The following is a 24,847-nucleotide window of genomic DNA, read 5'->3' as shown; positions in this document are numbered from 1 at the left end:
GCAGAGGCGCCGCGGATCTGCCGATGTCGATCGCTCACCGCCTCGTCCAGCATCGCCGCTCCACCCTAGAAATCCTTCTCTTCGAACACGTGGACGCCCACCGCGAGCGCGGCCAGGCCGAAGAGGAGCAGCCCCGCCACCTGGCTGGCGAGCACATCCCCCTTGATCGCCGTCGCCACCGCGATGTCCGCCGACGCGTCGGCGAGCGCCGAGACCCGCGGCAGCACGAGCGTCGCCGCGCGGAAGGCCCCGCGGGCCAGGCCAGGCTCGAAGAACGAGTCGAGCTGCTCCCGGTACCCCGCGACGATGCCGAGGATGAACAGCGCGATCCCCACCGCCGCGGACAGCGCGGCGCTCCGCACCATCACCGCGGTCGTGAGCATCGCCCCGTAGATGCCGGCGAACGTCACGCTCGCGAGGAGCGCCGCCACGATCGGGCTCGCCATCCACACGCCCGCCCTCAGCCCGAAGATGACCGTGATCCCGAGGGCGCCGTACAGCGTGCTGAGGAGCGAGAGCGCGAGCACGCCGAGGAACGTGCCGAGCAGGAGCTCGAACCGCCGCACGGGCAGCGAGAGCAGGTGCTCGATGCGCCCCGGCGCCAGCAGGCTCGGGCCGAAATCGGCGCAGGAGACGATCCCGAACGCGAGCCCCCCGTAAAACAGCACGTACGCCAGCGCGCGGCCGACGTAGCGGAGCGCGACGTCGACCGAGCGGATCTCGCCGCGGCCGAGCTCCTTGCCGAAGAGCCGCGTCGCCGCGAGCGCGCCGTCCACCACCTCGAGCTGCAGCGCGCTCCCGATCACCACGAGCGCCATCGTGACGCCGAGCCCCAGGGCGAGGAACCACCGCCGCGACGAGGCCTCGCGCAGGAGGTCGCCGGCGACGCTCAGCGCCGCCCTCACGCCGCACCTCCGCGGGCGCCGCCCGCGCCCAGCGCCTCCGCCAGCACGTCCTCCAGGTCGCGCAGGTCCCGCGACAGCTCGACGAGCAGGGCGCCGGCGCGCCGCGCCTGATCGAGCGCCTCGTTGAGCGTCGCGGGGCTCTCGGCCTCCAGGCGCCACCCGCCCTCCCCGTCGATCGCGCGGAACCCGAGCGCGGCGAGCCTCGCCGCGTCGGCGCCGTCCGCGAACCGCACGCGGTACGCCGTCTCGCTGCCGCACAGCTCGACGAGCGCCCCCTCGCGCACGAGCCGCCCGCCCGCGAGGATGCCGATGCGGTCGCAGATGCGCTCGGTCTCCGACAGGAGGTGCGAGTTCAGGAACAAGGTCGCCCCCCGCGCGCGCTCTTCGCCCAGGATCCTGCGGATCTCGGCGCGGCCGAGCGGATCGACGCCGTCGGTGGGCTCGTCGAGCACGAGCAGCTCGGGCTGCCCGAGCAAGGCCGCGGCGAGCCCGAGGCGCTGCCGCATCCCCTTCGAGAACCCGCCGATCTTGCGGTCCGAGTCGACCCCGAGCCCCACCCTCTCGACCAGCGGGCGCAGCGCGCCCTCGCCCGGCGAGAGGCCCTTCATGCGGGCCACGCTCGCGAGGAACTGCCGCGGCGTGAACGCGCTGGGCAAGAAGAGCCGCTCCGGCAGGTACCCGATCCTGGCGCGCACGCCCGGGTCCTCCGGCTCGCCGCCGAGCACGCGCACCGTGCCGCTCGTGGGGCGCACAACGCCGAGCAGCGTCTTGATGAACGTCGTCTTGCCCGCGCCGTTGAGGCCGATGAGCCCGAACGCGGCGCCGCGCTGGATGGCGATGTCGAGGCCCGCGAGCGCCGTCTGTCCGCCGCTCCGGCGGAAGAAGCCGCGGTAGACCTTCCTCACGGAGGACGCTTCGATGGCCAGCACGGCGGCGTAGTCTGGCCGGCCGACCGCCGCACGCAAGCGGAATGCCCGAGGCGAGGGAGAGCGGGGCAGGAATCTTTCCCTCGCGACGGCGCGACCAGGCGCGCGCCGAGTCGACCTCGAAAACACAGGTTCAGAGCAAAACCCATCGTGAGGGAGCGGGAAGTCCAGACGCTCCGGAGGCGTTCCGGCCCCATCCTCCGCCCGCGGACAGCGTCAAGCGCCAAGGAGCACGTGGTTATGACAGACCATGTCCGACCGGGTCCACGCCTCGATCACACCCCGACCTCTCCAGTTCTCCACAGGGGTTCTCCACAGGAGATCCCCTGGAGAACAGCTGGATTCTGTCGATTACCTTTGCCGCGCGCGCCTCCTCCCGTCATGGCCACTCGCGCGGCCAGGAGGGGCCCCGCGCCGCCGGGGGAACCGCGCCCGACCACACGCGTAAATAATCGTAATCACAAACATTTTTCGACAAGCGGCGCATCCGTCCGCCCTCGACAGGTTGGGACAATGTCCGTCCGACCGATCCCTTTCCCGACGGGTCGAAGATGACTATCCATGGTAGACACCAAGGACGCGGCGCGACGGCGTGTCTCTCGTACGACGCGTGTCAGTGGCGCGCCCGAATGCTTCGTTTTGCAGGAGACTTCATGGAAAAGATCTCGCTCACGTACTTTGTCGACTTCGTCCTCAAGGCCGGGACGCCCAAGCTGACCGGCGTCAGGGAGTTCAAGGAACGGAAGGACGAGCTCTACACGGACTTTTACAGGCAGGTGCGAGAGGCGATCGTCGACATGCACAGGAGCGGAGAGCCCACCAGCGTGCTCGACGGCTTCCTGGCCGCGCAGCACGACGAGCGGCGCCGCCGCATCTACCCGTCGGTGGTGAATGGATATCGCAAGTTCCTCGCCTCGGCGAAGATGACGTGGTTCGAGCCGCCGGCGTCGACGTACCGCCTGGGCGATCTCGAGATCAACGTCAATCCGGAGCTCGGGCTCGTCATCGACGGGACGCCCCACGTCATCAAGATGTATTTCCGCGGGGAGCCGCTGTCGTCCAAGCGCGTCTCGGTCGTGCTGAACCTGCTGATGAACGGTCTCGCGGAGAGCACGCCGGGCGGCGCCTTCGCGGTGCTCGACGTGCGGAACGCCAAGATTCACACCTTCAAGGTGCCGAACCCGCGTCTCAGCCTGCTGCTCCGCGGCGAGGCGGCCTCCTTCGCCACCATCTACACCGGGCTCTGATCGCGGCGGCGCCGCGCTGCGCGAGGCGCCGCCGCGCTGCGCGGACACGACGCCACGTCAGCCGTCGATCACCTTTCCGGGGTTGAGGATGCCGCCCGGGTCGAAGGCGTGTTTGATGCGGCGGTGCAGCGCGAGCGACGCCGCGCCGAGCTGGCGGGCAAGGAAGCCACGCTTGAGCGTGCCGACGCCGTGCTCGCCGGTGATCGTGCCGCCGACCTCGAGCGCCTGCGCCATCACCTCGTTGAAGGCGGCGACCGCGCGCGCCTCGGCCGCGGCGTCCTTTCCATCGAACACGACAAGAGGGTGAAGGTTGCCGTCGCCCGCGTGCGCCACCGTCGCGATGGTGGTCTGCGTCGCGGCGGCGATCGCCTCGATTCGACGGAACATCTCCGGCAGCTGCGGCAGCGGCACGGCGACGTCGTCGACGAGCACCGTGCCGAGCTCCGCGAGCGCCGTGAGCGCAAGGCGGCGCGCGGTGAGCATCATCTGCCCTTCGCTCTCGTCGTCGGTGGTGGCGACCACCGTCCCGCCGGCGGCCTCGCAGGCCTCCTGCATGCAGGAGAGCTCGGCGGCCCCGGGCGCGTCGCTCTGCGCGATCAGCATCGCGGCAGCCTCGGTGTCGAGGCCGAGCGGGCGGTAGCGCTCGACGGCGCGGAGGGCCGTGCGGTCCATGATCTCGAGCATCGACGCATCGACCGACCGGACGATCGTCGCGACCGCCCGGCCCGAGGCCTCGAGCGAGGTGAACGTCGCGACGAGCGTGGTCGCCGGCGGGGGCCGCCGCCGCAGACGCAGCGTGATCTCGGTGATCAGCGCGAGGGTGCCCTCGGAGCCGACCAGGAGCCGCGTCAGATCGTAGCCTGCGACGTCCTTGCGGCTCCGGCCGCCGGTGCGGAGCGCCGTCCCGTCGGCGAGGACCGCCTCGAGGCCGAGCACGTAATCGGACGTGACACCGTATTTCACGCAGCACAGGCCGCCGGCGTTGGTGGCGACGTTGCCGCCGAGGGTCGAGACGGCGTAGCTCGACGGGTCGGGCGGATACCACAGCCCCCGCTCGTGCGCGGCGGCCTTGAGCTCGCCGTTGAGCACCCCCGGCTGGACGACGGCGAGCATCGCCGCCTCGTCGATCGCGAGGATCCGGTTCATGCGCTCGAAGCTCAGCACCACGCAGCCGTCGCTGGCGGTCGCGCCGCCGGCCACCCCGGTCCCGGCGCCGCGCGGCACCAGCGCGGTGCGGTGCCGGGTCGCCCACTGCGCCAGCGCCTGCACCTGGGCGGTCGAGGCAGGCCGCACCACCGCGACGGGCCAGCCGCCAGGCGCCCACAGGGCCTGATCGCGGCGATAGCCCTCCATGACGTCCCGATCCGTCACCAGGCCGTCGCCCAGGATAAGTGCAAGTTCATCGAGCGGGTTCATATGCCGTAGAACTCCGAGAGGTGCGCCCTGAGGAGCGTTGCTGCCGACTTCACGTTACCGCCATCGGCTTGCCGAACGGGTGACAGCCCGCGACCCGCCTCGCCGGCCTCGCCGCGGCGAGCGACGCCATCATCGAACATCCCCCGCGAGCGCTCGCACCCGGTCCCGGAGCCAGGTGAGCGCCGGGTGCCTGGCTGTCCTGTGGTGCCACGCCATGACGATGGCGAAGCCCGGCACGGGGACGGGGGGCGGAAGGAGCTCCAGCCGGTCGGCGCGGTCGCGCGCCAGGCGCTCGGGGACGAGCGCCGCCATGTCCGAGCGCGCCACGAGCTCTGGCACCATGAGGAACGAGGGCACGGACAGGACCACCCGCCGCTCGCGCCCGAGCGCCGCGAGCGCGGCGTCGGTCGCGCCGGTGAAGCCGCCGCCGCGCGGGCTCACCACCACGTGGTCGAGCGCGCAGAGCTGGTCGAGGCTGATGGTGCGGGACACCAGCGGGTGATCGCGCCGGACGATGACGACGAAGCGCTCGTCGAGCACCTTCCTGGTCCGCAGGTGCTCGGGCGCGAGCTCGGGCGTCAGCACGGCGAGGTCCACCTCCCCGCGCTCCACCTGGCCCGCGAGCTGGGCGACGTCGAGGGCTCGCCACGCCAGCCGCACGCCCGGCGCCTCGCGCCGGAGCTGGAAGGCGAGCGGCATCAACAGCGCATATTGCACGTAGTCGGACGCGGCGATCGCGACCGTCAGCTCGGACGTCGCGGGATCGAAGCCCGCGCCGGCGGCGACCACGGCGCGCACGCCCTCCAGCGCCTCGTGCAGCGGCGCCTGCAGCTCCAGCGCGCGCCTCGTGGGCGTCATGCCGCGCTGCGCGGGGACCAGCAGCGGGTCGCCGAGGAGCTCGCGCAGCCGCTGGAGCTGCGCAGACAGCGCCGGCTGGCTGAGGTTCAGGCGCCTTGCAGCCCTCGTCACGTTGCGCTCGGCGAGCAGCGCGTCGAGCGCGACGAGCAGGTTCAGATCGAGGCGGCTGCTATCCACCGGGTCGATAGCAGCACAGAAGAACCGTGACTTCAACGATGCCGGGGAGAGACCTAGTTTCCTGGGCATCCACCCGGCCGCACCCGGGCCTATCCGCTGATTCACTGCTGGAGGAGACGAACATGCTCCTCGGAAAGGACATGCCATGAAGGTCCTCATCGTCTACGCGCATCCCGAGCCGCGCTCGTTGAACGGCGCGCTCCGCGACCGGACGGTCGCGACGCTCACCGCCGCCGGGCACGAGGTGCTCGTCTCCGACCTCTACGCGCAGGGCTGGAAGGCAGCGCTCGACGGCGTCGACTTCCCGGCCGAGCCGGCGGGCGCCCCCCTGCGCGTCATCGAGGCCTCCCACCGCGCGTTCGAGCAGGGCACGCAGACGCCGGACGTCGCCGAGGAGCAGCGGCGCCTCCTCTGGGCCGACGCCGTCATCCTCCAGTTCCCGCTCTGGTGGTTCTCCATGCCGGCGATCCTGAAGGGCTGGGTCGAGCGCGTCTTCGCGCACGGCTTCGCCTACGGCGTCGGCGAGCACTCGGACCGGCGCTGGGGCGATCGTTACGGAGAGGGCGTGTTCGCCGGCAAGCGCGCCATGCTCGCGCTCACCGCCGGCGGCTGGGCCGACCACTACTCGGAGCGCGGCATCAACGGGCCGATGGACGACCTGCTGTTTCCCATCCAGCACGGCATCCTCTTCTATCCCGGCTTCTCGGTGCTGGATCCCTTCGTCGTCTACCGCGCCGAGCGGATGAACGAGGAGCGATTCCAGGCGATCGCGATCGACCTCGATCGGCGCCTCGAGCGGCTGTTCGTCGACAGGCCGATCGCCTACCGACCGCAGAATTACGGCGATTACGAGATCCCGTCGATGAAGCTGAGGGAGGGGCTCGGCGGCGCTGGGCAGCAGGGCTTGAGGCTGCACCGGACATAGCTCACGCCCGCAGGCTGTGGCGTGAAGAGGGACGGGCGACGCGGCGGCTCGGGCGGGCGCGTCAGCCGCCGCCCGAGCCGCCGCGTCGGCGGGGCGCGAGGTCAGAATTGCGAGAAGAAGTTCCAGATGGACGAGCTCGCGAAGCTCGGCGTCTGGTGGTCACCGGGGAACTCGCAGCGATGCACCGGGTATCCGTCCCGGCACCCTTGATAGGCGACGCACGAGTTGGAACCTACGGGGCTCGTCTGGGTGCTGCAGCCGTTCTTGCGCACGAAGACGTCGAGCGCCGCCCTTCCGGCCGAGACGGGGACGACGCTGTCGGACAGGCCGTGCGACATCCAGACGGCGACGGGCTGGGTGTTGGACTGGTTGCAGCCGCTGTAGAGGGCGCCGGACATCGGCGCGATGGCTCGGAAGACGTCGGGCATATCACAGCCGAGCGCGTTCGACATCATCCCCCCGAAGCTCCACCCGGTCGAGAAGACACGGCTCGTGTCGACGCACAGGTTGGCTTTGAGGGAGTCGACCATGGCGCGGGCGAAGGCGATGTCGCGCCCGCCCGTGTTGGCCCATCCGTTGTCGATGCCGTTCGGCGAGACGAAGATCGTGCTGCCGTTCGCCAGCGCCTTGAGCCCATAGTACCCGTTGTTCACGACGTCGTTGGCCGATCCGCCGCGCCAGTGCCAGCCGAACACCAGCCGATACGCCTTGTTCGGGTCGTAGTTCGCCGGAACGTCGAGCACGTACTGGCGCGTGGTGCCGTTGACGTTGATGGTGCGGTTACCGCTGGTGAAGGAGGTGGGAATGCCGCAGCCGGCGCTGCGCGTGCCGGCGGAGCCGCCGCCGCCACCGGAGCCGCCCGTGCCGCCGGAGCCACCGCTGCCGCCGGTGCCGCCGGTGCCGCCGGTGCCGCCGGTGCCGCCGGTGCCGCCGGTGCTACCGGAGCCACCGCTGCCGCCGGTGCCGCTGGTGCTACCGGTGCCGCCGGTTCCCGAGCCCACGGGCGTGAGTCGGAATTGCTGATTGGTGCCGCCGTTCGACGCCCATTGAATCACGGCGGTGCCGTCCGCAGTGCCGCGGCCGTAGACGTCCAGCGACTTGCCGCTGTGGCGCGCGGTGAGGCGCACGACGCCGCTGGCCACGTCCGTGAACGACCATTGCTGGTTTGACCCCGTCCAGCAGGAGTATTGCTGGATGGCGGCGCCGTCGCTGGTGGAGGCGCCCGTGACGTCCATGCAACGGTTGCTGTTGACGTTGCGGATGCGATAGTAGCCGCCGCCCGCCGATTCCATGCGGAACTGTTGCCGCGTCGAGCCGTTGCAGCTGGCGATCTGCATGGCCGCTTTATCAGCGGTGCTGCCTCCGGCCACCTGCACGCATTTTCCACTCTGGACGCCGACGATCGTGTAGACCGCGCTCGTGTCGATCGTGATGGCGCCCTCGAGCGAGCCTGCCTCCTCGATCTCGGCGTCGTACGCCCCGTCGGGGCCGATGACGCACGACACGGCGAGGATGCCTGTCGCCACCGCAAGCAAGCTCTGCTTGGTTCCGAATCTCATCTTGTCCTCCTCTTCCTGTTAAGTAAGTGAAACTGCCATCTCCTCACGGCTCGACGCTGCCCTTGCGCAGGTCCGGGTCACTCGCCGCGCGCTCGAGGCTCCCCAGCGGGCCGCCGCGCCGGCCATTGCCGCTGCGGCAGAATGTAGAGACGCGCGCAGGGTGGATAGGTTCGCTCTGCGTGCGTCAGGGTCGGTCAGACCGCCCTGCTCCTCGGAGCAAGGCGGTTCGAGAGCGAGCCTAGAACACCAATCATGTTGAAGCCCGGAGAATTTTCACAGGGAGGCGGGGAGGCGGGGAGGAAGAAAAGAAAACTGAATCTCTCCCTCTTGCGTCTCTCGCTCCCCGCCTCCCCGCCTCCCTGTGAAATTCCTGTTTTTTCTCGGGGTTTCAACCCGTTTGTCACTCTAGGGCAGATTGGCAGAAGAGACCTGCCAGGTCCTGTCGGTGCAGAAGCGGCAGCTCGGGCCGACGAGCGCGCCCTTGCCGGTAGCCGATTCGTCGCCCTTGAGCCACCAGTTGAGCCACGCCAGGTTGACCTGAGTGAACTCGCCGCCGTTCCTGGCCCACAGATCGCCCCCGTGATCCGCGCCGACCTTGGCGAACATCATGACCGGAATATCACCCAAGGCGGCGATGTTCTCGAAGTCTCTCGCGCCGTTCTTGTTGGCACCCAGGCTGTCCGCGGTGCCGGTGACGATCAAGACGGGCGTGTGAATCGAGTTGTAGAACGACTGATTCGCCGAGAAAGAGCCGCTGCTCGTGTGTCCCCAGGTCGTCATTCTAGGGTCTGCAGCGGTCCCCGCCGCCATCAAGCCGCCGCAGGAGAAGCCGTTCGCGGCGACCTTCGTGGTGTCGATCTTCTGGTAGTAGGCGCTGCACGGCTTCTCGTTCTGGGCGATCACCCAGTCGACATAGGCGCGCAGCACGTCGCCTCCGCTCCCGAGGTCGCGGTTGGGCTGGCTGTTGACCGGTGTCCCGTCCGCCACCACGAAGTAGCCATGCGAGGCGATCTCGGCCATGGCCGCCTGATTCGCGAGCCCGTCTCGCGAGCAGGCGCCCTCCCCCCAGACGAAGATCGGATACCTGGCGCCTCCACCGAGATCCGCCGGACGAAAGATGGTGCCCTGGTTGATGCCCGGGTCCGAATTCGTCTCGACGACCACCCTGTGAGGGCCGCTCCCCGACACGTTTCGACCAGTCGGCTGTGACGCGGTGCACGTGCCGCCGGTGCCGCCGCCGGAGCCACCGGTGCCACCGGTGCCACCGGTGCCGCCGGTGCCGCCGGTGCCGCCGGTGCCGCCGGTGCCGCTGGTGCTACCGGTGCCGCCGGTTCCCGAGCCCGCGGGCGTGAGCCGGAATTGCTGATTGGTGCCGCCGTTCGACGCCCATTGAATCACGGCGGTGCCGTCCGCGGTGCCGCGGCCGTAGACGTCCAGCGACTTGCCGCTGTGGCGCGCGGTGAGGCGCACGACGCCGCTGGCGACGTCCGTGAACGACCACTGCTGGTTTGACCCCGTCCAGCAGGAGTATTGCTGGATGGCGGCGCCGTCGCTGGTGGAGGCGCCCGTGACGTCCATGCAACGGTTGCTGTTGACGTTGCGGATGCGATAGTAGCCGCCGCCCGCCGATTCCATGCGGAACTGTTGCCGCGTCGAGCCGTTGCAGCTGGCGATCTGCATGGCCGCTCCATCAGCGGTGCTGCCTCCAGCCACCTGCACGCATTTTCCACTCTGGACGCCGACGATCGTGTAGACCGCGCTCGTGTCGATCGTGATGGCGCCCTCGAGCGAGCCTGCCTCCTCGATCTCGGCGTCGTACGCCCCGTCGGGGCCGATGACGCACGACACGGCGAGGATGCCCGTCGCCGCCGCAAGCAAGCTCTGCTTGGTTCCGAATCTCATCTTGTTCTCCTCGTCAACTTAAGTAAGCAAAACTGGAGTCTTCTCACGGCTCGACGCTGCCCTTGCGCAGGTCGGGGTCGCTCGCCGCGCCCTCGAGGCTCCCGAGCGGGCCGCCGTGCCGGCCATTGCCGCCGTGGATGACTGTCAAGATGCGTGCAGAGTGGATAAGTTCATTTCTCGCGCGCCAGGCAGCACGAAGAGGGAATCTATTGTTCCGGGCTGGCAGGCGCGTCAAGCCGATTGTGCATCGCGAGCAGGCCTGATCCTCATGAAGGTGCGACAAGCTCAGATACGGAGTCACGATGGTGACGTGACGCCGACATGGGGTCGAGTCCTTCACGGGCGCGATCGCCCGGCGCGCCAGGCGCGCGAATCTCGCGCAAATCTCGTCGAAAATCGCCCGCGACCAGCGGACCTCGCCGGCCGCGCTCGGCATGCGAGCGCGCTCGAAAAGCTGGAGTGAGAATGGATGAGATGCCGGGGACCAGGAGATCCAAACGCGAAAATCAAGCCCCTCGCAGCGACCGTCCCGTCGTACAGCCATGCTGCACGTCGATCGGTATATCGAACCTTATTCGGTCCGCCTCACTCCTGGAAAAGTGATGCTGTATCAAACTTATCCATGCATCGAACGGGCCCCCTTCACGCCACAGCCTGCAGGCTCCGACAGGACAATGGAGCGCACGAGCAGTAGCCACCCCTGATCGAGCAGCCGGCGTTGCCGTGCAACACGACCAGAATGTTCATGGTGCATCCCCCCGAGAGGCCTGCTGCTGGGCGGGATGCGTCGGGTCGCTTCCGAGGTTCCCTCCGCTGGGATCGTTGCTGCAGCCACGATCCCCACTGGCCAGGACCGCGATCCCAGCCGCGAGCGACATGACCGAGCGCTACTTCATGACCGTCTCCTGGATGCGCATGAGGGCCCATCCGGAGCGAAGCAAAAGCAAGACGACCGGCCGACAGTGTGAGCGTTCACATGTCCGGTGTCAACGTCGATCGACCCGCCTGACGCTCGGCTGACGTGATGCGCTGCTGTGAGCATTCATAATTTCACCGAGCCTGCCATGATAGAAGTCGCGCCCATGACATCGACTTGCTTCCGCTCTACCGCCCCGTCGCTGCGACGCACCGCCCTGGCCCTCGCCGCCGTCCTGACGCTGACCGGTTGCTCGTCGGGCGGCGACTCGGGCGACGACGCGCCGGCGCCCGCCGATCCCGTGCCCCTGACCGCGTTCTGCGTCGAATGGTCCGCCGCCCGCTGCGCCGGGGTGCAGGGCTGCTGCACCCAGACGACCGGCAAGTACGCCGACGACGCCGCCTGCGCCGCCGGCGAGACCGCCGTGTGCGAGGCGACGATGCTGCCCGCCCTCGGCAACCCCCAGTTCATCTACGACGAACAGGCCGGCGGCGACCTCATCGCCCGCCTGCGCCGGTCCGGCGACGGCTGCCGCGAGCCCGACGGCGGCCTGGACATCACCGCCCTGCTGAAGCCGGCCCTGGAACCGGGCAGCGCCTGCGACCTGGCCGGCGCCGCCGCGCTGGGCGGGAACCCCTGCAAGGGGACCATCTGCCAACCGGCCAGCTCCGAGTCGACCGCCGGGACGTGCCTGGTGCTGCCCGCCGAGGGTGAGCTCTGCCCCGACCTGCTCTGCGCCGCCGGGCTGGCCTGCACCAGCGAGACGGACGACCGCCGTTGCCGCCCCGCTCCGCCCTTGCCAGCCGAGGGGAGCCCCTGCGACAGCAACACGGACCTGTGCGCGCCCGGGCTCCGCTGCATACCGACCACGGTCGCCCTGCGCGCCTACTTCGCCGGCGGGGACTATCCCGAGGAGTACACATGCCAGTTCCTCCACAAGAACGGCGAGCTGGCCCTGGACCCTGGCGACTGCGCCAGCGGCCTCATGAAGATCACCTCGCAGGCCAGCCTGGCCGCCACCTGCACCGCCTGCCGTAGCCACAAGGACTGCTCCAGCGAGAACACCGACACGTTCGACGGCCTGGTCAGCATCGACACCTATAGCGGTTACTGCGACCAGGGCGTCTGTCACGACGGCCTGAACGACGTCGCGCACGGCAGCAAGTCCGAAGGCGCCATCTGCTTCGACGTTGCGGAGTGCCGATCCCTCAGCTGCGACCGCACCCCCAGCGCCTATGGCCACTGCCAGAAGGCGAATGTCGAGGCGCTGTTCTGCACGGCGCCGTTCACGGGCGGGGGCGCCGCCCCTGATGGGGAGGCGGCGCTCATCACCTCCAGCTCGGGATCCCGACCCGCAGCTCGCCCCTGAGGCCGGCGGCGCCGGGGCGGTGACCCGGCGGGACGAGGCCCAAGGACGAATTTGCGATGGCGAACCGTCGCGAGCCGTGGGTTCGGCCGGGATGTCGAGGAGGCGTGACGACGGATCGCAGCCCTTCGGAGCGCATGGGCCCATCCCGGGTCCAACCGGCAAGGCCCGGGCACGAGGCATTCGCGATGGTCGATCCGCCGCATCGGGCCGCCGTCGTCGCGTCGCTCGCCAAAACGCTCATCCGCGCCGTCGCCCTCGGGGACGAGAAGGCGGCCGGGGTCGTTCACGAGGCGATAGGCCGTCTGCTTGCGCTGCCGGCGGTACTGGATGGGCGAGCGCGCTCGCGCCGGTAGCACGCAGGCCCTATCGCCGCCGGGAAGTGGCCTTCGCGGACCTGCACCGGCGGACCCGCACGGCGTCGCCAAGTAGCAGGCGTTGTCGCCCCACGGGCCCGTCTATGCGCGCGACCTCCTGACCCAGCTCCGGCTGCTCAGGCCCAGGAGCGCATCGTCCTACTCCCAGTCGGCGAGGGCGAGCAGGTCTCGTAGGTCGCCCGGATCCTGAAGCTACCCATCGAAACCGCGTTCTCGCGGCTCCGCCTGGACCGCGAGCACCACGCGCGCGTGCTCAAGCGCTGCCGTCGTTTGCGGTAGACCGCCATCCGGAGCTCTCAGGTGAGAGAAGAAACCTGACGCGATCCACCTCTCTCCTGGAAAATGACGGCCTATCAACAACTTACCCATGCGTCGACGGCACCGCGTTCACTTCACCGCTTCACCGCTTGCGGGTTTCCACGGCACGCTCAGGGAGCATTGCATCCAAGCGGCCCAAAAAGGCGCGCCACAGGTGGATCGGAAGGGCCACCGTCCGTGCCAGCCATCGCGAAGTAACGCCCGTTAGCCCAAAGCAGGTTCGAATAACGATGATTATTGGTGGCCGGAGAGTAGAAAATGAAAGGTCCCGCCACGAGCTTCAGCTGTGCGTCGAAGAGGCGAAACGTGTCACCGTTCAGCACCGCGAGGGATGTGCCGTTCCAGTGGACTTCGGGGAATTGTCCAGAAGACCCAATATTGACCGGTTCTCCGGTCGGAATGCCTGTCGCATCGGTGGTGATCAGGAACGACTCGCCTGATGCTTCGAAGCTGCTGTAGCCGACGACATACCCCTGCGGAACCTTGGTAGCGGACGAAGCCTCGGCATCGCGGGTCCCGTCTGTGATCGGAATTTCTGGTCCTGTGGCCATACCGTTCACGTCAAGGTTGCGTGTAAAGACAGCGTAACTTCCTGATCGGTTGTCACTCCAAAATAGCCTAAACGCAGCGCCAGACGGGACGAGCCGGGTAAGCACGACACGCGCCGACGGCGGCGTTAAATCGTGCGTGGCCAGGGTTTGGCCGCTTGCGTTGACTTTGACCACCTTGAAGGATGAGCTGACAAGACCAGTGTAGTGGTCGAAGGCAATGAGAAAATCTGTGCCGGAGGCTGCCATGGCCACTCCGGACTGCGAATTCGAGGAGGCGATCTTGACTATTGGCGATAGTGCCAGACCATTTTCCGAATAAGCGCGAAAGTAGACGCCGCTCCCGGTGTAGGTCTCAGCCCATGCGATTCCGAAGGCCGACCCATTCCAGACGATATTCGCAACGCCAGCCGTGGCGCCGTCCACCTCGATGGCCGGCCCAAGGAGCTTGCCAGCGCTGTCGAAACGCTGAAGCTTCACCTTCCAGGAGTTCGGGATGAGATCCAAGTAGGAAACTCCATAGACCGAGCCGGAATATGCTGCCTTCGGTCGACGCGCGTCGGTACCTCCGATTGGGAAAGGTTCGCCAAAGAGCGGGAGCCCGTCGTCTGCGACTCCGCTGCAGTCTTCATCGATCGCATCACAAGTTTCAGCTGGAGGATTACATGCTATGGGGAGCGTGCATGCCTCAGCGCAGGTGTGCGTTCCGATGGTGCCGCAGGCCGTCAAGCAGGGAATGCTCGCTCCCTGGACGCACTCGAAGATGTCATCTGCACCGCTCCTACAATCGTCGTCTTGGCCGTTGCACGTTTCGGTTGGCGGAATGCAGTTGTTCGGGATCTGGCAGTCAGCAGTACAGATGACCTTGCCGACGGTTCCACAGGCGGTGTTACATGCCAATTCAGTGCCGGGGGAACATGGGCAGAAAGCGCCTCCGGCGCCACCTGTGCCTGCGCCAGAGGCACCTGTAGTGCTCGCGGAACCACCCGTGCCGCCTGCACCACCAGTACCTGATGCGCAGCCCTGGCAATCTTCGAAGCCGGAGCCGTCGGGAAGGCATATCTGGGCGCCCTTGGCGCCGCCGATGCAAGCACATTCGACTTGCTGGCCGGGCACGCAGGCCATGGGACCGCCGGAACTCGCGCTGCTCGTGTCGTCACGGGTGCCGGTGGATGTCGTACTGCTAGTAGTAGCCGAGTCGCCGCCGCAGGAGATCGCCGCACTCAGCGTCGCTAGGAGGCCGAAGAACTTGGTTCGCATGGTCCGCCCGTTCAGGGGACGCGATTATAGCAGATCGCGCCCAGGCAGTAGGGGCGCCCTGCTGAGAAACCGCGGCGCGCTCCCTCCTGGAACTGCTCTGGCTGGTGGAGCCCCGGGAGCGGAAGGTGCTGCTCCTCGTGGGCAAGGGCGAGCAGGTCAGCGAGATCGCCCGGAGCCTCGGGGTTCCGGATCAGGACCGCCTTCGGCCGGATCCATCGAGTTCGCAGGCGCCTGGCTGCCGCGCTCAAGGGCACCGCTGACGGTGGAACAGTAGCAACTTATTTCTAGTGCCCGCTGGCTCGGTCGCTGTAGCCGGATCTTGGCACGCAGAGTCGTAGGGGCTCGGTCGCCGCGAGGCAAGTGTCCGCCGTGGAACTCCGTCTCCGCGAGGCCGGCTGAGATCCGGCCAGTCCCAAGAGCCTGCTTTCGGTGCACCGGCATGGGGAGGGGCGTGCGGCCGGCCGTACTTGCGGGCGAGTGGCGGGTAAGCCGTTCGGCCGTGGGTGTACGTGGGTGCCTAGGCCCCACCGGCCGCGGGCCGCAGAAGGACGTGAAGCTCTTCACGGGCGTGTGCCATTACCTGCCGGAGGCGTGCGACGAGCTCCGCCGCCTGACAAGGCCCGTCCCGCTGGGGGCAGCCAGCGGGAAGGTGCCCTGACACGCTAAGGCGGGTCCCCGTTCACCGCCAAGTCCACGCGGAGACGCGGGCTGCAGCGGGGCACTTCCCGAGCACCAGTGTGCCACGCTCGCACCGCTGCGACGGACCCACGCCGCTGGGGCTCACGGAGCGAAGACGCCGCGCTCGAGCGCGTGGAACACGAACGCGGCTACCCGCTGCGCCGCAAGGGCCTGCCGCTGCTCCTTCTGTTGATACTTCTGGCCGTCCGCCCAGTCGCAGACGGCCTTCACGACGAGCCAGTCGACCTTGGCTTCGTGCGCCATGGCGGCGACGCCTGCCCCCTCCATCTCTCCTCCCCTTGCCTCAGGGAAGAGCTTCAGGAGCTGGTCACGAAAACTGGTGTTGTCGACAAGCTTGTCCCCGGAGAGCATCAGGCAGCAATCGACGCCGCCGTATTCCCCGTCGTCCCACGTGGTCATTGCAGTCTTGACCTGGTTCAGCGTGCGCGCAGGGGCGGTGATCCTGTCCCCCCGGGGGACAACGGTCAGTTCGCCGGTGGTAGTGTCCGTGCCGTACCGCGCGAGCTCGTAATCCTGGAGCTGCGCCGACACGAGGATCTTTCCGATCGGCTGCCTGTCCGGGGCCATGCCGAACGCGATCCCGACCATCAACACCAGGCTCGGCTTCAGTTCCCAGATCGCGCGCAAGGTGGTCGAGATCGAGCCGCCCTGCGTCTTGGCGCCCATCTCCGATTGCACGGCGAACACGCGGGCGCCTCCGATCTCCCCGAGGTCGTGGTAGATCTTGAGCGCGCCACGGACCGACTCGTGGGCGCGGGGTGCGATCATTGCGGCCCTGCCAAGTACCGCCTGGGTCTCCACCTGGGTCACCGTCATCAGCAGGACGTCGCAACGGCCGACGAGCCGGCCGTCGTCGGCGCGCCAGTCCGCGGGCGCCGCGTGGCCCGCTGCGCGGGGATGGAGAGCGATCACCTGCTTCGGTGAGAGGAGCGTGCGCGTTCCCTGGAGCGCGTTCTCCTGGGCGTGGATGCGCGCGAGGCTGATCCAGTCCTTGCCCCGGTGCGCCTGCTCGATGCGCAGGATGGCGTCGACCGCGGCGCGGGTGCCTCGCTCGGACAGATGCCGGAGCAGCTTGTCGCGCAGCTCGGCGGCCTCGTCGCGCGGCTCGATCGTTTGTAGCGTCCCGGTGGAGACGTCGCGGTCCTTGGCGCGCGGAAACCGCTCCTCCATCCACAGGAACAGGTCTGCCTCCTCATCCTCGGAGAGGTGCTGCCAGCGCGACCGCTGCCCTCGCGACATGTCCGGCAAGGCTCCGAGCACGACCTCCTGTCCAAACTCGGGAACGGCCCAGAACACTCGCTTGAGGACAGGCCAGCCTGCGTCCGCCGTGTGCGCGAAGAGGGCCTGGGCCGCGGCCCGCGCGCGCCTCCTGGCGTCCCGTCGCGTGGGGAGCGGCAGGGACAGGAGAGACGCCGCGTACGCCCGCGCTCCCGCGACGCCGCGGTCGAGGAGTTCGTCGAGCAGCGAGCCGACAGCGGCGGGAGCGAGCGACGGGTCCTGCGCCTTGAGCAAGAGGAGCGCACTGAGCCGGTCGTCCCAGCAAAGGGTCAGCTCCGGGAGGAGATGGATGGCCTGGTGCCGTCGGTTCTCCTTCTCGAGGAGGATCCCGAGGGCCCACAGGGCTTCTTCGGGGGCAAAGCGATATGCGAGTCGCACGAGCTCGCGGTGCGCCTCTTCGTCGGCCCGGTCGTCGGAGAACGCGCTGTGGTAAGCTAGGATGGCGGGGGCCCACCGCTGCCACGCGCTCGCCGGGAGCGCATCGATTGCTGCCGGATCGAGGCGCTTCAGGAGCAATAGCGCCCGGTAACCCGAGATGGCCCGAGCGTGGGACGATCCGCGTCCAAGCCACCTTTCTGGATCCGCGTCGCACTCCATGACGTACCGCCTGGCGACTAGCAGGATGCGGCGGCGGGTGGGGGCGGCGGCGTCCTTCCAGCCAGGAAAGCTCGTCAAGCTCGGCTGGCCGTGGTCCGAGTAATCTGTGCTCGTCGGGGGCAGCGACATTTCTCGCTGCATCTGATAGAAGGCATCCAGGTCTCCCTGCTCGACGCGCTCGAGGTACCGCAGGACACGCTCCGCAGGGGCCGGCTCGACGAGACGCGTCTGCCTCTCGCGCTCGAGCTCTGCCATGTGCTTGCGCAGCTCTTGCCATTGCTTCTTCTGCTGCGCTGCGAGCGGAGAGCCCAGCTCGACGGGATCCATCATCCAACGGAGTGCATCACGGAGCTCGGGATGTCGAGCTGCCGCTTCGAGCACGGGGTTCACGGAGTCGAAGGTGAATCGCTCGTGCTGAACAGCGGCGTCCACGAGGCTGGTCCAGCGTTGCCGCAGCGCCGGTTCGTGCGTGGTCTCGAAACGGTCCAGCAGCCATGGCAAGTCGCCCGGAGAGAGGAGGTTTTGCGCTTCAAAGGTCCAGTAGAGCCGGTCGGGCTCGGCGCGCCGTTCTGTCGATCGCAGATACGCCTCGATGAATCGCTGCCGCTCCCTGTCGTCGCCGATCGGGCGGCCTCTTGCCTGTTCACGGCGTGCAGGGTCGTCGAACAGGTGTTCGTGCCGGCTGAACTTGATATGGGCCAGGTGGACGAGCGCCTCGAGGATGGCCGGATCATCCATGCGCTCCCACGCCCTGCGGATGAGCCGGTCGATGAGCTTCGCGAACCGGTCTGTCGTGCCGTACGCGCGAAGCTGCCGCTCAACCCAAGCGAGGGCCTCGATGAGGTCCGCGTCGGCGAGTCCCTTGTCCAGCTCCCGTTCGATGAAGGCCCGGTACGTGCCGAAGTAGCTCTCGTCCTTCGGGTGCGTCAGGCAACTGAAGAGTTCGCGTGCTGGCATCTGCCTCGGCCAGAGCGCGATGAGGGTATATCCCTTGAGCTCGTCGTGCGGGTCCTCTCCAGCCTGCCCGTAGGCCAACGGCCGGAGGCGAAGCTTCGTGGCCTCGTCCCCGGCCTTCACGACGGCCCGCGCAGCGCGGGTCCGGAGGTCCACGTTGTCCGCCGGGTCGAGCGCAACGTCCGCCATCGCGTCTTGGAGAGGTCGTTGTATCTCGCACGCATCGGCGATGTAGAACGCGGCCCGCCGGGCGTTGCGGTAGCGATCTCGGCCCCGGATCCAGGGCTCGAGCTGCGCCACCAGCCCGGAGTGCGCCAGCTTGCGGTAGGCCGCGTTGCCCCCGACGTCGATGTCGCTCAGCTGCAAATCTGCGAAGCGCTGGAGCAGCACGCCGACGAGCTTCTCGCGCTCCGCATCACCCACCATGGCGACATCGCTCTGCAAGAGCGTCCGCGGGTCGTCCTCCATGAGCTTCCTGAACACCTTCAGGTCGGCGCTCGCCATCCAGGCAGCGACCTCGCGCAGCGCCGGGACGATCTGAACGCGTTCCCCGGGAGGGAACAGGATCCGCTCCAGGCCCTCGAGCCGGAACCCCCGTTCGCGCAGGAAGTACGCCGCCAGGAACTCCGCGTATGTCTGGTGCGCCCAGCCGAGCAGCCCGCCCCGCCCTCGGTCGGTGAAGAGCCCCGTCATGGTCAGCGTCTCCTGCACCGCCTTCGCATCGACCTCAAGCGTTTCGTCCCCGACTCGCTCGCTGCGCCCTTTCAGCGCCTCCGCGAGCAGCGCGTCTTCGGGGAGGTCGCCGGGATCCGGGCCGAGGTGAACCATGGACCGGCTCCCGAGCACGCAAACCGCAGCGACACGCGCAGCGACAATCATTCGCTGGCGCACGTCCAGCCGTCCGGTCTCGCCGTGGTCGCGCCGGCTCAAGCTCCCCTCCTCGCAGAGCAGGCGACACCCCTCCTCGTAGATTTCCCAGCGGGTCCTCGGCAGCTCGCCCCGGGCGCGGAAGCGGCGCAAAAGGAAGCTCAAGGTGACGGGCTTGATGGCCAGGGCGACGGCGCCGCGGCGCGCGACCTCCGAGAGAAACGCGCCGGCATCGATTCCCTCGTCGCATGCCGCAAGCTCCACGTCCTGCTTGCGCAGCGGCGCGAGCTCGTAGGTCTCGACGAGGCTCTTGCCGTCACTATCCTGACCCCACAGCTCGTGGAGCTCCTGCTCCAGGAGGAGCGGCACCTGAGCGGTGCGGCAAGCGATGCGCAGCCGGAGCTTCTCGATGGGGCCCCGGCGGAGCTTGCCAAGGATCTGCGACGCCGCGCCGGTCTCGGGAGACTCGTCGAGGCTGTCGAGGAAGAGGTGGAGCGTGTGCTCGCCATCGATCCACCCCTTGAACTTCGGATCCTCCAAAAGATCGCCCTTCAGATCGCGATCCACGCGGAAGTCGATGCTCAGAAGCTTTTCTCCCCGCAGGATCTGCTTTTCGGCGACCTTTCGCTGCCTGTCCATCGCTTCCGACTTGCCGATGCCCGGCTCGCCTAGGAGGAGCAGGCAAGGCCTGGATGCGATGGCCTCGAACGCCACCACGCAGGGCTCCCCGTACCAGCCATGGTCGCCCTCGGGATCGAGGAGATACCCCTCTCGATCCAGCGCACTCCGTCCGTCGCGCGGACACCAGAACCGCTTCCAATCGTACCGCCGACGTGCGCTTCCCATGGGAAGATGAGCTCCAGAACCAGGGCGCTGTGAGGGGCAGAGGCTACGTTGCTGTCCGGGTCCCTGCAAGCCCGTGCCCGTCGGCGCCACGCCCAGCGGCGGGCCGTGCTGCAGCACAGGAGCCAGCGCCGGACCGCTCCTGCCGCGCCTGCCGCGCGCCCGGCTCGGCCGTCACGACTCGCACTCACCCCGCCTCCTCGGCCCGCACCGCAGGAAGCCAAAGGTGCAGCGTGGTGCCCTCGCCCGGCTCGCTCTCGATACGGAGCTGCTGTGGTGCTCCTCGATGAACCGGTGCATCAACGACAGCCCGAGCCCCGTCCCTTGTCCGGGCGGCATGGTCGTGAAGAACGGCTCGAAGATGCGGCCCAGGTCCTCAGCGCGGATGCCGCAGCCAGCGTCGCGCACGGCGATCTCCACGCCGTGGACGTCCCCGCGCGGGAGCGGACGAGCCCCGACCGCCAAGGCACTGCCGTGGTGGCTCACGTCGAGCGCGTTCTCGATCACGCCGAGGGAGCAGGCCGCGCGGACTAGTACCACATCGCCCAAGGACTTCCCTGGCACGGAGGAGTGCTCGGGATAACTTCAACGATTTCGAAGGCTTCTGCTTGAGGCTCGACCCCCTGGTTCGCCCAGGAGGGCGCGGCGCGGCCGCGTCAGCGCCGCCGGACGGCCGGACGTACTCCGCCCCGGCGCCTGGCTCAGGAACGCCTCCTTGAGACGCTGAGCGACATACACCGAAGGTGTGTCTCGCACCTCCCCACCACGAGATTGATGAGCCGCGGCGCCCCCTCGGGCGCACTGCTGCAGGAAGTCGAGAGGATGCCACGACCGAGCCGGCGCTGGCCGGCGCGGCACAGGATGGCAACGGAGGAACCGATGATCCGTATGGCTCATACCGCGCTGGTGTATCTCCCCCTCGCGCTCCTGCTTTTGCCCGCCTGCGGCGAGGCCACCGCGACGGCCAGCGCGGAGATGGCCCTGAGCGAAGAGCTCGGCGCCGCGGCCCTGGTCGAGGAGCACGACGAGGGGAATGTCGCCTGGCGCATCGACGGCGACGGCCAGGTGAAGGCCGCGATCACCGGCAGCTCCGGCATGCGCATCAAGGAGGACGTGGGCGGCACGCTCGTCTGGAAGCTGCCGTCCGGAGAGGCGCGGACGATCCCGCTCGCGATCGACGCGAGGACGGGGCTCCTTGTCGCGGCGGGGCCGAAGCTCGAGGCGGACCTGACGGAGATCGGCTACACGCTCACGATCTCGGGCAGGCCGTGGAGCGGCGTGCTGCACGTGCCCGCGGGCGGCACGGCGGAGCTCGTGGCGAGCGCCAGGGTGAGCGCGGAGAGCAAGGTGTCCGAGGTCACGGTGGGCCCCCACGGCGGCTCCGTCCAGGTGGTCGGCGACGACCGGCTCGAGATGGTCGCCAACGAGGCCACGGGAGAGGTGCGCGTCTATGTGCTCGATGCCCACCTCAAGCCGGTCGCCATCGAGGGACGAACGCTCAAGCTGGGTCTCGTGGCCGAGCGACCCGAGGTGCTCGTCCTCGCGCCGGCTTCTGCCGGGTTCTATTTCGTGGGCAAGCTCGCGGCGGTGGTGAACCCGTTCCGACTGACGGTCGCGCTCGGATTCCACGGCACGACGCGCGTGGCGCTCTGGGGCTACCGGCCCGGCGTGCGCGTGATCGCGACGGCCGCGCGGGCGCCGCGGGTCAACATCCTCGTGAAGACCTTCGTCGATGGGCCTGACGTCGACGTGCACGCGGGCGCGCGCGCAGACGTGGATGTGAAGGTTCACGATCATGATCGCGGCGGCGACAAGGTCAAGATCATGGTCCACGACAAGGACCATGGCGGCGGCGACAAGGTCAAGGTCATGATCCATGACAAGGATCATGGCGGCGGCGGCACCAAGATCATGATCCACGACAAGGACCATGGCGGCGGTAACACCAAGGTCATGATCCACGACAAGGGCCATGGCGGCGGCAACACCAAGGTCATGATCCACGACAAGGACCATGGCGGCGGCGGCAAGGCGAACGCGCATGGGAGCAGCGGCGGCGCGGCGAAGTCAGGCGGCGCCAAGGGCAAGCGCTGAGCTGCGCCGAGCCCGCAGGTGCCGCCGTCGAGGCTTGACGTCTCCGAGGCATGTTGACTTCCCACCCCCGGCGCTGCCCGAGAAGGATTCGACCGAGGTGAGGCGGAGTTTCGACGGCTCGGCTCGCCGCGCTGCGGGCCGGGCTCATCCAGGCCTCGCGCGCTCACGCGGCCTCACGTGCCGGGCCTGTCGCGCGCCACCCGCTCGATCTCCTCGATGACCTCTTCGGGCCGGACATCCCTCTTCAATTCGTCCAGGGTTGCGTCCTGTCCGCTGGTGACACCGAGATGACGAGCGATGTCGTCCACGAGGCCGATCAACCGCGTGACCTCGTGCTCGGCGAGGAGGTTGATCTGGAGATCCAGATCAGCCCGTTTGTCCGCGAGCGCCTGCATCCGGTTCTGGCTGATGAGCACGAAGGTCGACAGGAAGATCGCCTCGACCGACGCGATCATCGCCAGCATCACGAAGGGGAACGGGTCGAAGGGCTGGATCCAGGGGACGACGCCCAGGTTCACCAGGATCCAGCCCCCGAACAGGAGAGCATGGATATAGACGAACGTCATGCTCCCCGCGAAGCGGGTGATCGCGTCCGCCACCGTCTCTTGATGGGTCTTCCCACGTTCCATCTTCTCCCGTACGGCGATCAGGGTCTCTATGTTTCGCCGGACCAGGTTGTTCAGCTCGCTCGTGTTCGCGTGACGTCGATTCCGATCCATCGGAGTCATGCGGATGCAAGTTTCGCCCCCACGGGACGACCCGCGCCCTTCCCGGCGTGGGCCGTACCCGCAGGGGATGACTGGCTGCTGCGCCAGCCCGCCGGGCGTGGTCCCGCGGCAGGCCGAGCAGCGGCTCCACCGCCGCGCCGTTCGCGTCCTCGGCGCTCCTGGCGACCGAAACGAAGCCGCGCAGGCTCTCCTGGACCTCATCGACGGGATGCATCACCCGCGTGCGGAACGTCACCCTCACGTCGAGCAGCTCCATGCCTCTCTCGGATCACCTGGGCCTCGACGGACTCGTACTCCGACATGTCCCGGCTCACGGTGATGTCGCCGCCCTCGGTGACGTACCGATCGGTCAGGCCGAGGACCACGCCCTCGAACGGCGCTCCGTCATCTCCACATCCCGGCAGGGCCGCAAGGATCGCTATCACCAGCACTGAAGAGTGAAGAGTCCACGTGCGCATCGTCCCAGTAGACGAAAGCGTGTGGAAGCAGCGAAAGTGGAAAATTCCGTCCGACGCGTTTCTCTCGGCGGCGCGCTCGCGGCCAGGCGCGCTCGCCGCGGCCGCTCACGCGGCGACGAGCATCCGTTCGCCGTCGCGCCGCGCCGCCGCCCACGTCTCGTCCCAGGCGGCGTCGGCCTCCGCGCGCCGGAGCCGGCCGAAGGCCTGCACCTCCTTCCGCTCGCCCTCGACCTCGGCGTCGTCCGCCGGCGGCGCCGGCGCCGGCCCGGTCATCGCGTCGCCGACCGCCTCGCGCACCTCGCGCCCGCCCTCGGCCAGGCAGTAGGCGAGCACGCGCCACCCGAGCTCGGCGTGCAGCGCCTCGTCGCGCGCGATCTCGCCGAGCGCCACGCGCACGCCCTCGTCCCTCGCCCCCGCGAGCGACCGGCGCGCCCGGGCCGCCGCCGCGCCCTCGCCGAGACAGCCGTCGTGCCACGCCTCGAGCGCCATCCGCACGAGCGCCGCCTGCCGGTCCGCGTCGCGCGCCGCCGGAGGCGGGAGAAGCGCCGGCCTCAGGCGCCACCCCGCGAGCGCGCTCGCGATCTCGCTGCACCGCGCCGTGTGGCGGACCTCATCGCCGAGCGCGCCGAGCGCCCGCGCCACGAGCGACGCGGGCGCGCCGACCGCCGCGAGATCCCGCGCGAGGGCGAGGAACGCCGGGATCGAGCCGCACTCGGCCCGCGCGCTGTCCAGCCACGCCCCCGCGAGCGCCGCCCGGGTCGCGCGATCGAGCCGCGCCGGGCGCGACGCGGCGGGGCCCAGCCCGAGCACCGGCGGGAGCACGACGCCATCGGCCGTGCGCAGCGGCCGGCCGTCGATGGCATGGGACCGCTCTCCGAAAGGCCGGTTGGCGCGGACCCCCATGCCAAACATGCCCTCGGGGACGTACAGCTCGCCCGACACCGGAATGACCGCGCGCGCCGAAAAATCGACGACCACCGGCTCGAACAGGCTGGCCATCGCGCCGACGTGGAGGCCGTGCTGCGCCGGGAACTCGTCGCTGATGCGGGTGCGGTACGTCCAGCCGAGCTCACCGGCGATGCTGCAGGCGATGACCTGGTCGGAGTTGCCCGAGGTATCGCCGCCGCCGTGGCTGCCGATCGCGAAGCGGCCGGCAGAGAAGTCGAGCCATGTCGCCTGCGCGAACGGACCGAATCCCATGTGACCCGAGTCGAACACTCCGGCGAAGCTGCCCTCCATGAGGAACGTCCCGCGGAGGTCGGCGCCAAGACCGAAGGCGAGCTTCTGGCCGAAGGAGACCGACACGGAGACGCCGACCGACATGGCAAAAGCATCGTCCTCGGCGCGCGCCTGGCCGGGCAGCGAGACGAGGGCGGCGACACCGAGGGCGGCGAGCGTGGGCGGGAGCGCGCGGGAACAAGAGGACATGGAACCTCCGTAAGCAGAAAGGGGGGCCAAGAATCGATCTCTGCTCCAAATTTACCAGAGGGCGCGAACCGGCACGACCGCGATGGATGACGGAAAGCGGCTCTGGAGGGCGGGAACACGCGCCGCGGTCCGTTCGGAGGTCCACGTCGGCGGGCGCGAGAAAAAATGAGGCTCCGCGTGCCCACGCAGCTTCCGCCGGTG

At 68.8% G+C, this 24,847-nt stretch carries 17 protein-coding genes; 6 read left to right on the top strand and 11 right to left on the bottom strand.

Going from position 1 to position 24,847, the window contains the following annotated elements; translation table 11 throughout:
- Positions 1–65: 65 nt before the first annotated feature.
- Positions 66–905 carry a hypothetical protein gene (locus WMF11_RS04170; protein WP_437976504.1) on the bottom strand — a complete coding sequence of 280 codons (840 nt, stop codon included), beginning with the start codon at positions 903–905 and terminating at the stop codon, positions 66–68.
- Positions 902–1,834 carry an ABC transporter ATP-binding protein gene (locus WMF11_RS04165; protein ID WP_437976503.1) on the bottom strand — a complete coding sequence of 311 codons (933 nt, stop codon included), beginning with the start codon at positions 1,832–1,834 and terminating at the stop codon, positions 902–904. The genes WMF11_RS04170 and WMF11_RS04165 overlap by 4 nt, the downstream gene beginning before the upstream one ends.
- Positions 1,835–2,484: 650 nt before the next feature.
- On the opposite strand from WMF11_RS04165, the gene WMF11_RS04160 reads away from it, so the two are divergent.
- Complete coding sequence (locus tag WMF11_RS04160) at positions 2,485–3,078, top strand: hypothetical protein (RefSeq protein ID WP_437549606.1); 594 nt, start codon at positions 2,485–2,487, stop codon at positions 3,076–3,078.
- Between the two features lie 57 nt (positions 3,079–3,135).
- Here WMF11_RS04160 and WMF11_RS04155 read toward each other — a convergent pair whose 3' ends face one another.
- Positions 3,136–4,494: an FAD-binding oxidoreductase gene (locus tag WMF11_RS04155; RefSeq protein ID WP_437976502.1), complete on the bottom strand. Its 1,359-nt coding sequence runs from the start codon at positions 4,492–4,494 to the stop codon at positions 3,136–3,138.
- 129 nt (positions 4,495–4,623) lie between these two features.
- The gene (locus WMF11_RS04150) at positions 4,624–5,529 is read right to left on the bottom strand and encodes a LysR family transcriptional regulator (RefSeq protein WP_437976501.1); all 906 of its coding nucleotides are present in this window, start codon (positions 5,527–5,529) and stop codon (positions 4,624–4,626) included.
- 145 nt (positions 5,530–5,674) lie between these two features.
- On the opposite strand from WMF11_RS04150, the gene WMF11_RS04145 reads away from it, so the two are divergent.
- Positions 5,675–6,454, top strand: coding sequence for an NAD(P)H-dependent oxidoreductase (locus tag WMF11_RS04145; RefSeq protein ID WP_437976500.1), 780 nt, complete (start codon positions 5,675–5,677; stop codon positions 6,452–6,454).
- A 101-nt stretch (positions 6,455–6,555) separates the two neighbouring features.
- Here WMF11_RS04145 and WMF11_RS04140 read toward each other — a convergent pair whose 3' ends face one another.
- The gene (locus tag WMF11_RS04140) at positions 6,556–8,013 is read right to left on the bottom strand and encodes an RICIN domain-containing protein (RefSeq protein ID WP_437976499.1); all 1,458 of its coding nucleotides are present in this window, start codon (positions 8,011–8,013) and stop codon (positions 6,556–6,558) included.
- Between the two features lie 405 nt (positions 8,014–8,418).
- Positions 8,419–9,915, bottom strand: coding sequence for an RICIN domain-containing protein (locus WMF11_RS04135; RefSeq protein ID WP_437976498.1), 1,497 nt, complete (start codon positions 9,913–9,915; stop codon positions 8,419–8,421).
- Between the two features lie 1,082 nt (positions 9,916–10,997).
- Here WMF11_RS04135 and WMF11_RS04130 point away from each other — a divergent pair.
- Positions 10,998–12,200 (top strand): hypothetical protein, encoded by a 1,203-nt coding sequence (locus tag WMF11_RS04130; RefSeq protein ID WP_437976497.1) that lies wholly within the window; start codon positions 10,998–11,000, stop codon positions 12,198–12,200.
- A 185-nt stretch (positions 12,201–12,385) separates the two neighbouring features.
- The gene (locus WMF11_RS04125; protein WP_437976496.1) at positions 12,386–12,553 is read left to right on the top strand and encodes a hypothetical protein; all 168 of its coding nucleotides are present in this window, start codon (positions 12,386–12,388) and stop codon (positions 12,551–12,553) included.
- 449 nt (positions 12,554–13,002) lie between these two features.
- Here WMF11_RS04125 and WMF11_RS04120 read toward each other — a convergent pair whose 3' ends face one another.
- Entirely contained in the window at positions 13,003–13,947 is a 945-nt protein-coding gene (locus WMF11_RS04120) for a hypothetical protein (protein WP_437976495.1), read from the bottom strand.
- A 1,252-nt stretch (positions 13,948–15,199) separates the two neighbouring features.
- Here WMF11_RS04120 and WMF11_RS04115 point away from each other — a divergent pair.
- Positions 15,200–15,358, top strand: coding sequence for a hypothetical protein (locus tag WMF11_RS04115; protein WP_437976494.1), 159 nt, complete (start codon positions 15,200–15,202; stop codon positions 15,356–15,358).
- A 122-nt stretch (positions 15,359–15,480) separates the two neighbouring features.
- On the opposite strand, the gene WMF11_RS04110 is transcribed toward WMF11_RS04115, so the two are convergent.
- Together WMF11_RS04110 and WMF11_RS04105 are read right to left on the bottom strand one after the other, a co-directional pair.
- Positions 15,481–19,941, bottom strand: coding sequence for a phosphorylase family protein (locus WMF11_RS04110; protein ID WP_437976493.1), 4,461 nt, complete (start codon positions 19,939–19,941; stop codon positions 15,481–15,483).
- A gap of 171 nt (positions 19,942–20,112) precedes the next feature.
- A complete protein-coding gene (locus tag WMF11_RS04105) occupies positions 20,113–20,478 on the bottom strand; it encodes an ATP-binding protein (protein ID WP_437976492.1) in 366 nt (121 codons plus the stop codon).
- A gap of 339 nt (positions 20,479–20,817) precedes the next feature.
- On the opposite strand from WMF11_RS04105, the gene WMF11_RS04100 reads away from it, so the two are divergent.
- Positions 20,818–22,032 (top strand): hypothetical protein, encoded by a 1,215-nt coding sequence (locus WMF11_RS04100; RefSeq protein ID WP_437976491.1) that lies wholly within the window; start codon positions 20,818–20,820, stop codon positions 22,030–22,032.
- 173 nt (positions 22,033–22,205) lie between these two features.
- Here the strand turns inward: WMF11_RS04100 and WMF11_RS04095 are convergent, their stop codons facing one another.
- Positions 22,206–22,751 carry a DUF1003 domain-containing protein gene (locus WMF11_RS04095; protein ID WP_437907094.1) on the bottom strand — a complete coding sequence of 182 codons (546 nt, stop codon included), beginning with the start codon at positions 22,749–22,751 and terminating at the stop codon, positions 22,206–22,208.
- Positions 22,752–23,323: 572 nt separating this feature from the next.
- Positions 23,324–24,646: a hypothetical protein gene (locus tag WMF11_RS04090; RefSeq protein WP_437976490.1), complete on the bottom strand. Its 1,323-nt coding sequence runs from the start codon at positions 24,644–24,646 to the stop codon at positions 23,324–23,326.
- Positions 24,647–24,847 lie beyond the last annotated feature (201 nt).

This window comes from Sorangium sp. So ce295, assembly GCF_051527405.1.
Classification (GTDB): domain Bacteria; phylum Myxococcota_A; class Polyangia; order Polyangiales; family Polyangiaceae; genus Sorangium; species Sorangium cellulosum_B.
The sequence above is the reverse complement of the archived record's forward strand: the minus strand, read 5'-3'. Positions and strand labels throughout refer to the sequence as shown.

Bases quoted from the DNA above. Each gene is read 5' to 3' on its own strand.
- WMF11_RS04095 (WP_437907094.1), bottom strand. From the start codon at position 22,751: ATGGATCGGAATCGACGTCACGCGAACACGAGCGAGCTGAACAACCTG.
- WMF11_RS04125 (WP_437976496.1), top strand. From the start codon at position 12,386: ATGGTCGATCCGCCGCATCGGGCCGCCGTCGTCGCGTCGCTCGCCAAA.
- WMF11_RS04090 (WP_437976490.1), bottom strand. From the start codon at position 24,646: ATGTCCTCTTGTTCCCGCGCGCTCCCGCCCACGCTCGCCGCCCTCGGT.
- WMF11_RS04130 (WP_437976497.1), top strand. From the start codon at position 10,998: ATGACATCGACTTGCTTCCGCTCTACCGCCCCGTCGCTGCGACGCACC.
- WMF11_RS04140 (WP_437976499.1), bottom strand. From the start codon at position 8,013: ATGAGATTCGGAACCAAGCAGAGCTTGCTTGCGGTGGCGACAGGCATC.
- WMF11_RS04160 (WP_437549606.1), top strand. From the start codon at position 2,485: ATGGAAAAGATCTCGCTCACGTACTTTGTCGACTTCGTCCTCAAGGCC.
- WMF11_RS04145 (WP_437976500.1), top strand. From the start codon at position 5,675: ATGAAGGTCCTCATCGTCTACGCGCATCCCGAGCCGCGCTCGTTGAAC.
- WMF11_RS04135 (WP_437976498.1), bottom strand. From the start codon at position 9,915: ATGAGATTCGGAACCAAGCAGAGCTTGCTTGCGGCGGCGACGGGCATC.
- WMF11_RS04155 (WP_437976502.1), bottom strand. From the start codon at position 4,494: ATGAACCCGCTCGATGAACTTGCACTTATCCTGGGCGACGGCCTGGTG.
- WMF11_RS04100 (WP_437976491.1), top strand. From the start codon at position 20,818: ATGATCCGTATGGCTCATACCGCGCTGGTGTATCTCCCCCTCGCGCTC.
- WMF11_RS04110 (WP_437976493.1), bottom strand. From the start codon at position 19,941: ATGGGAAGCGCACGTCGGCGGTACGATTGGAAGCGGTTCTGGTGTCCG.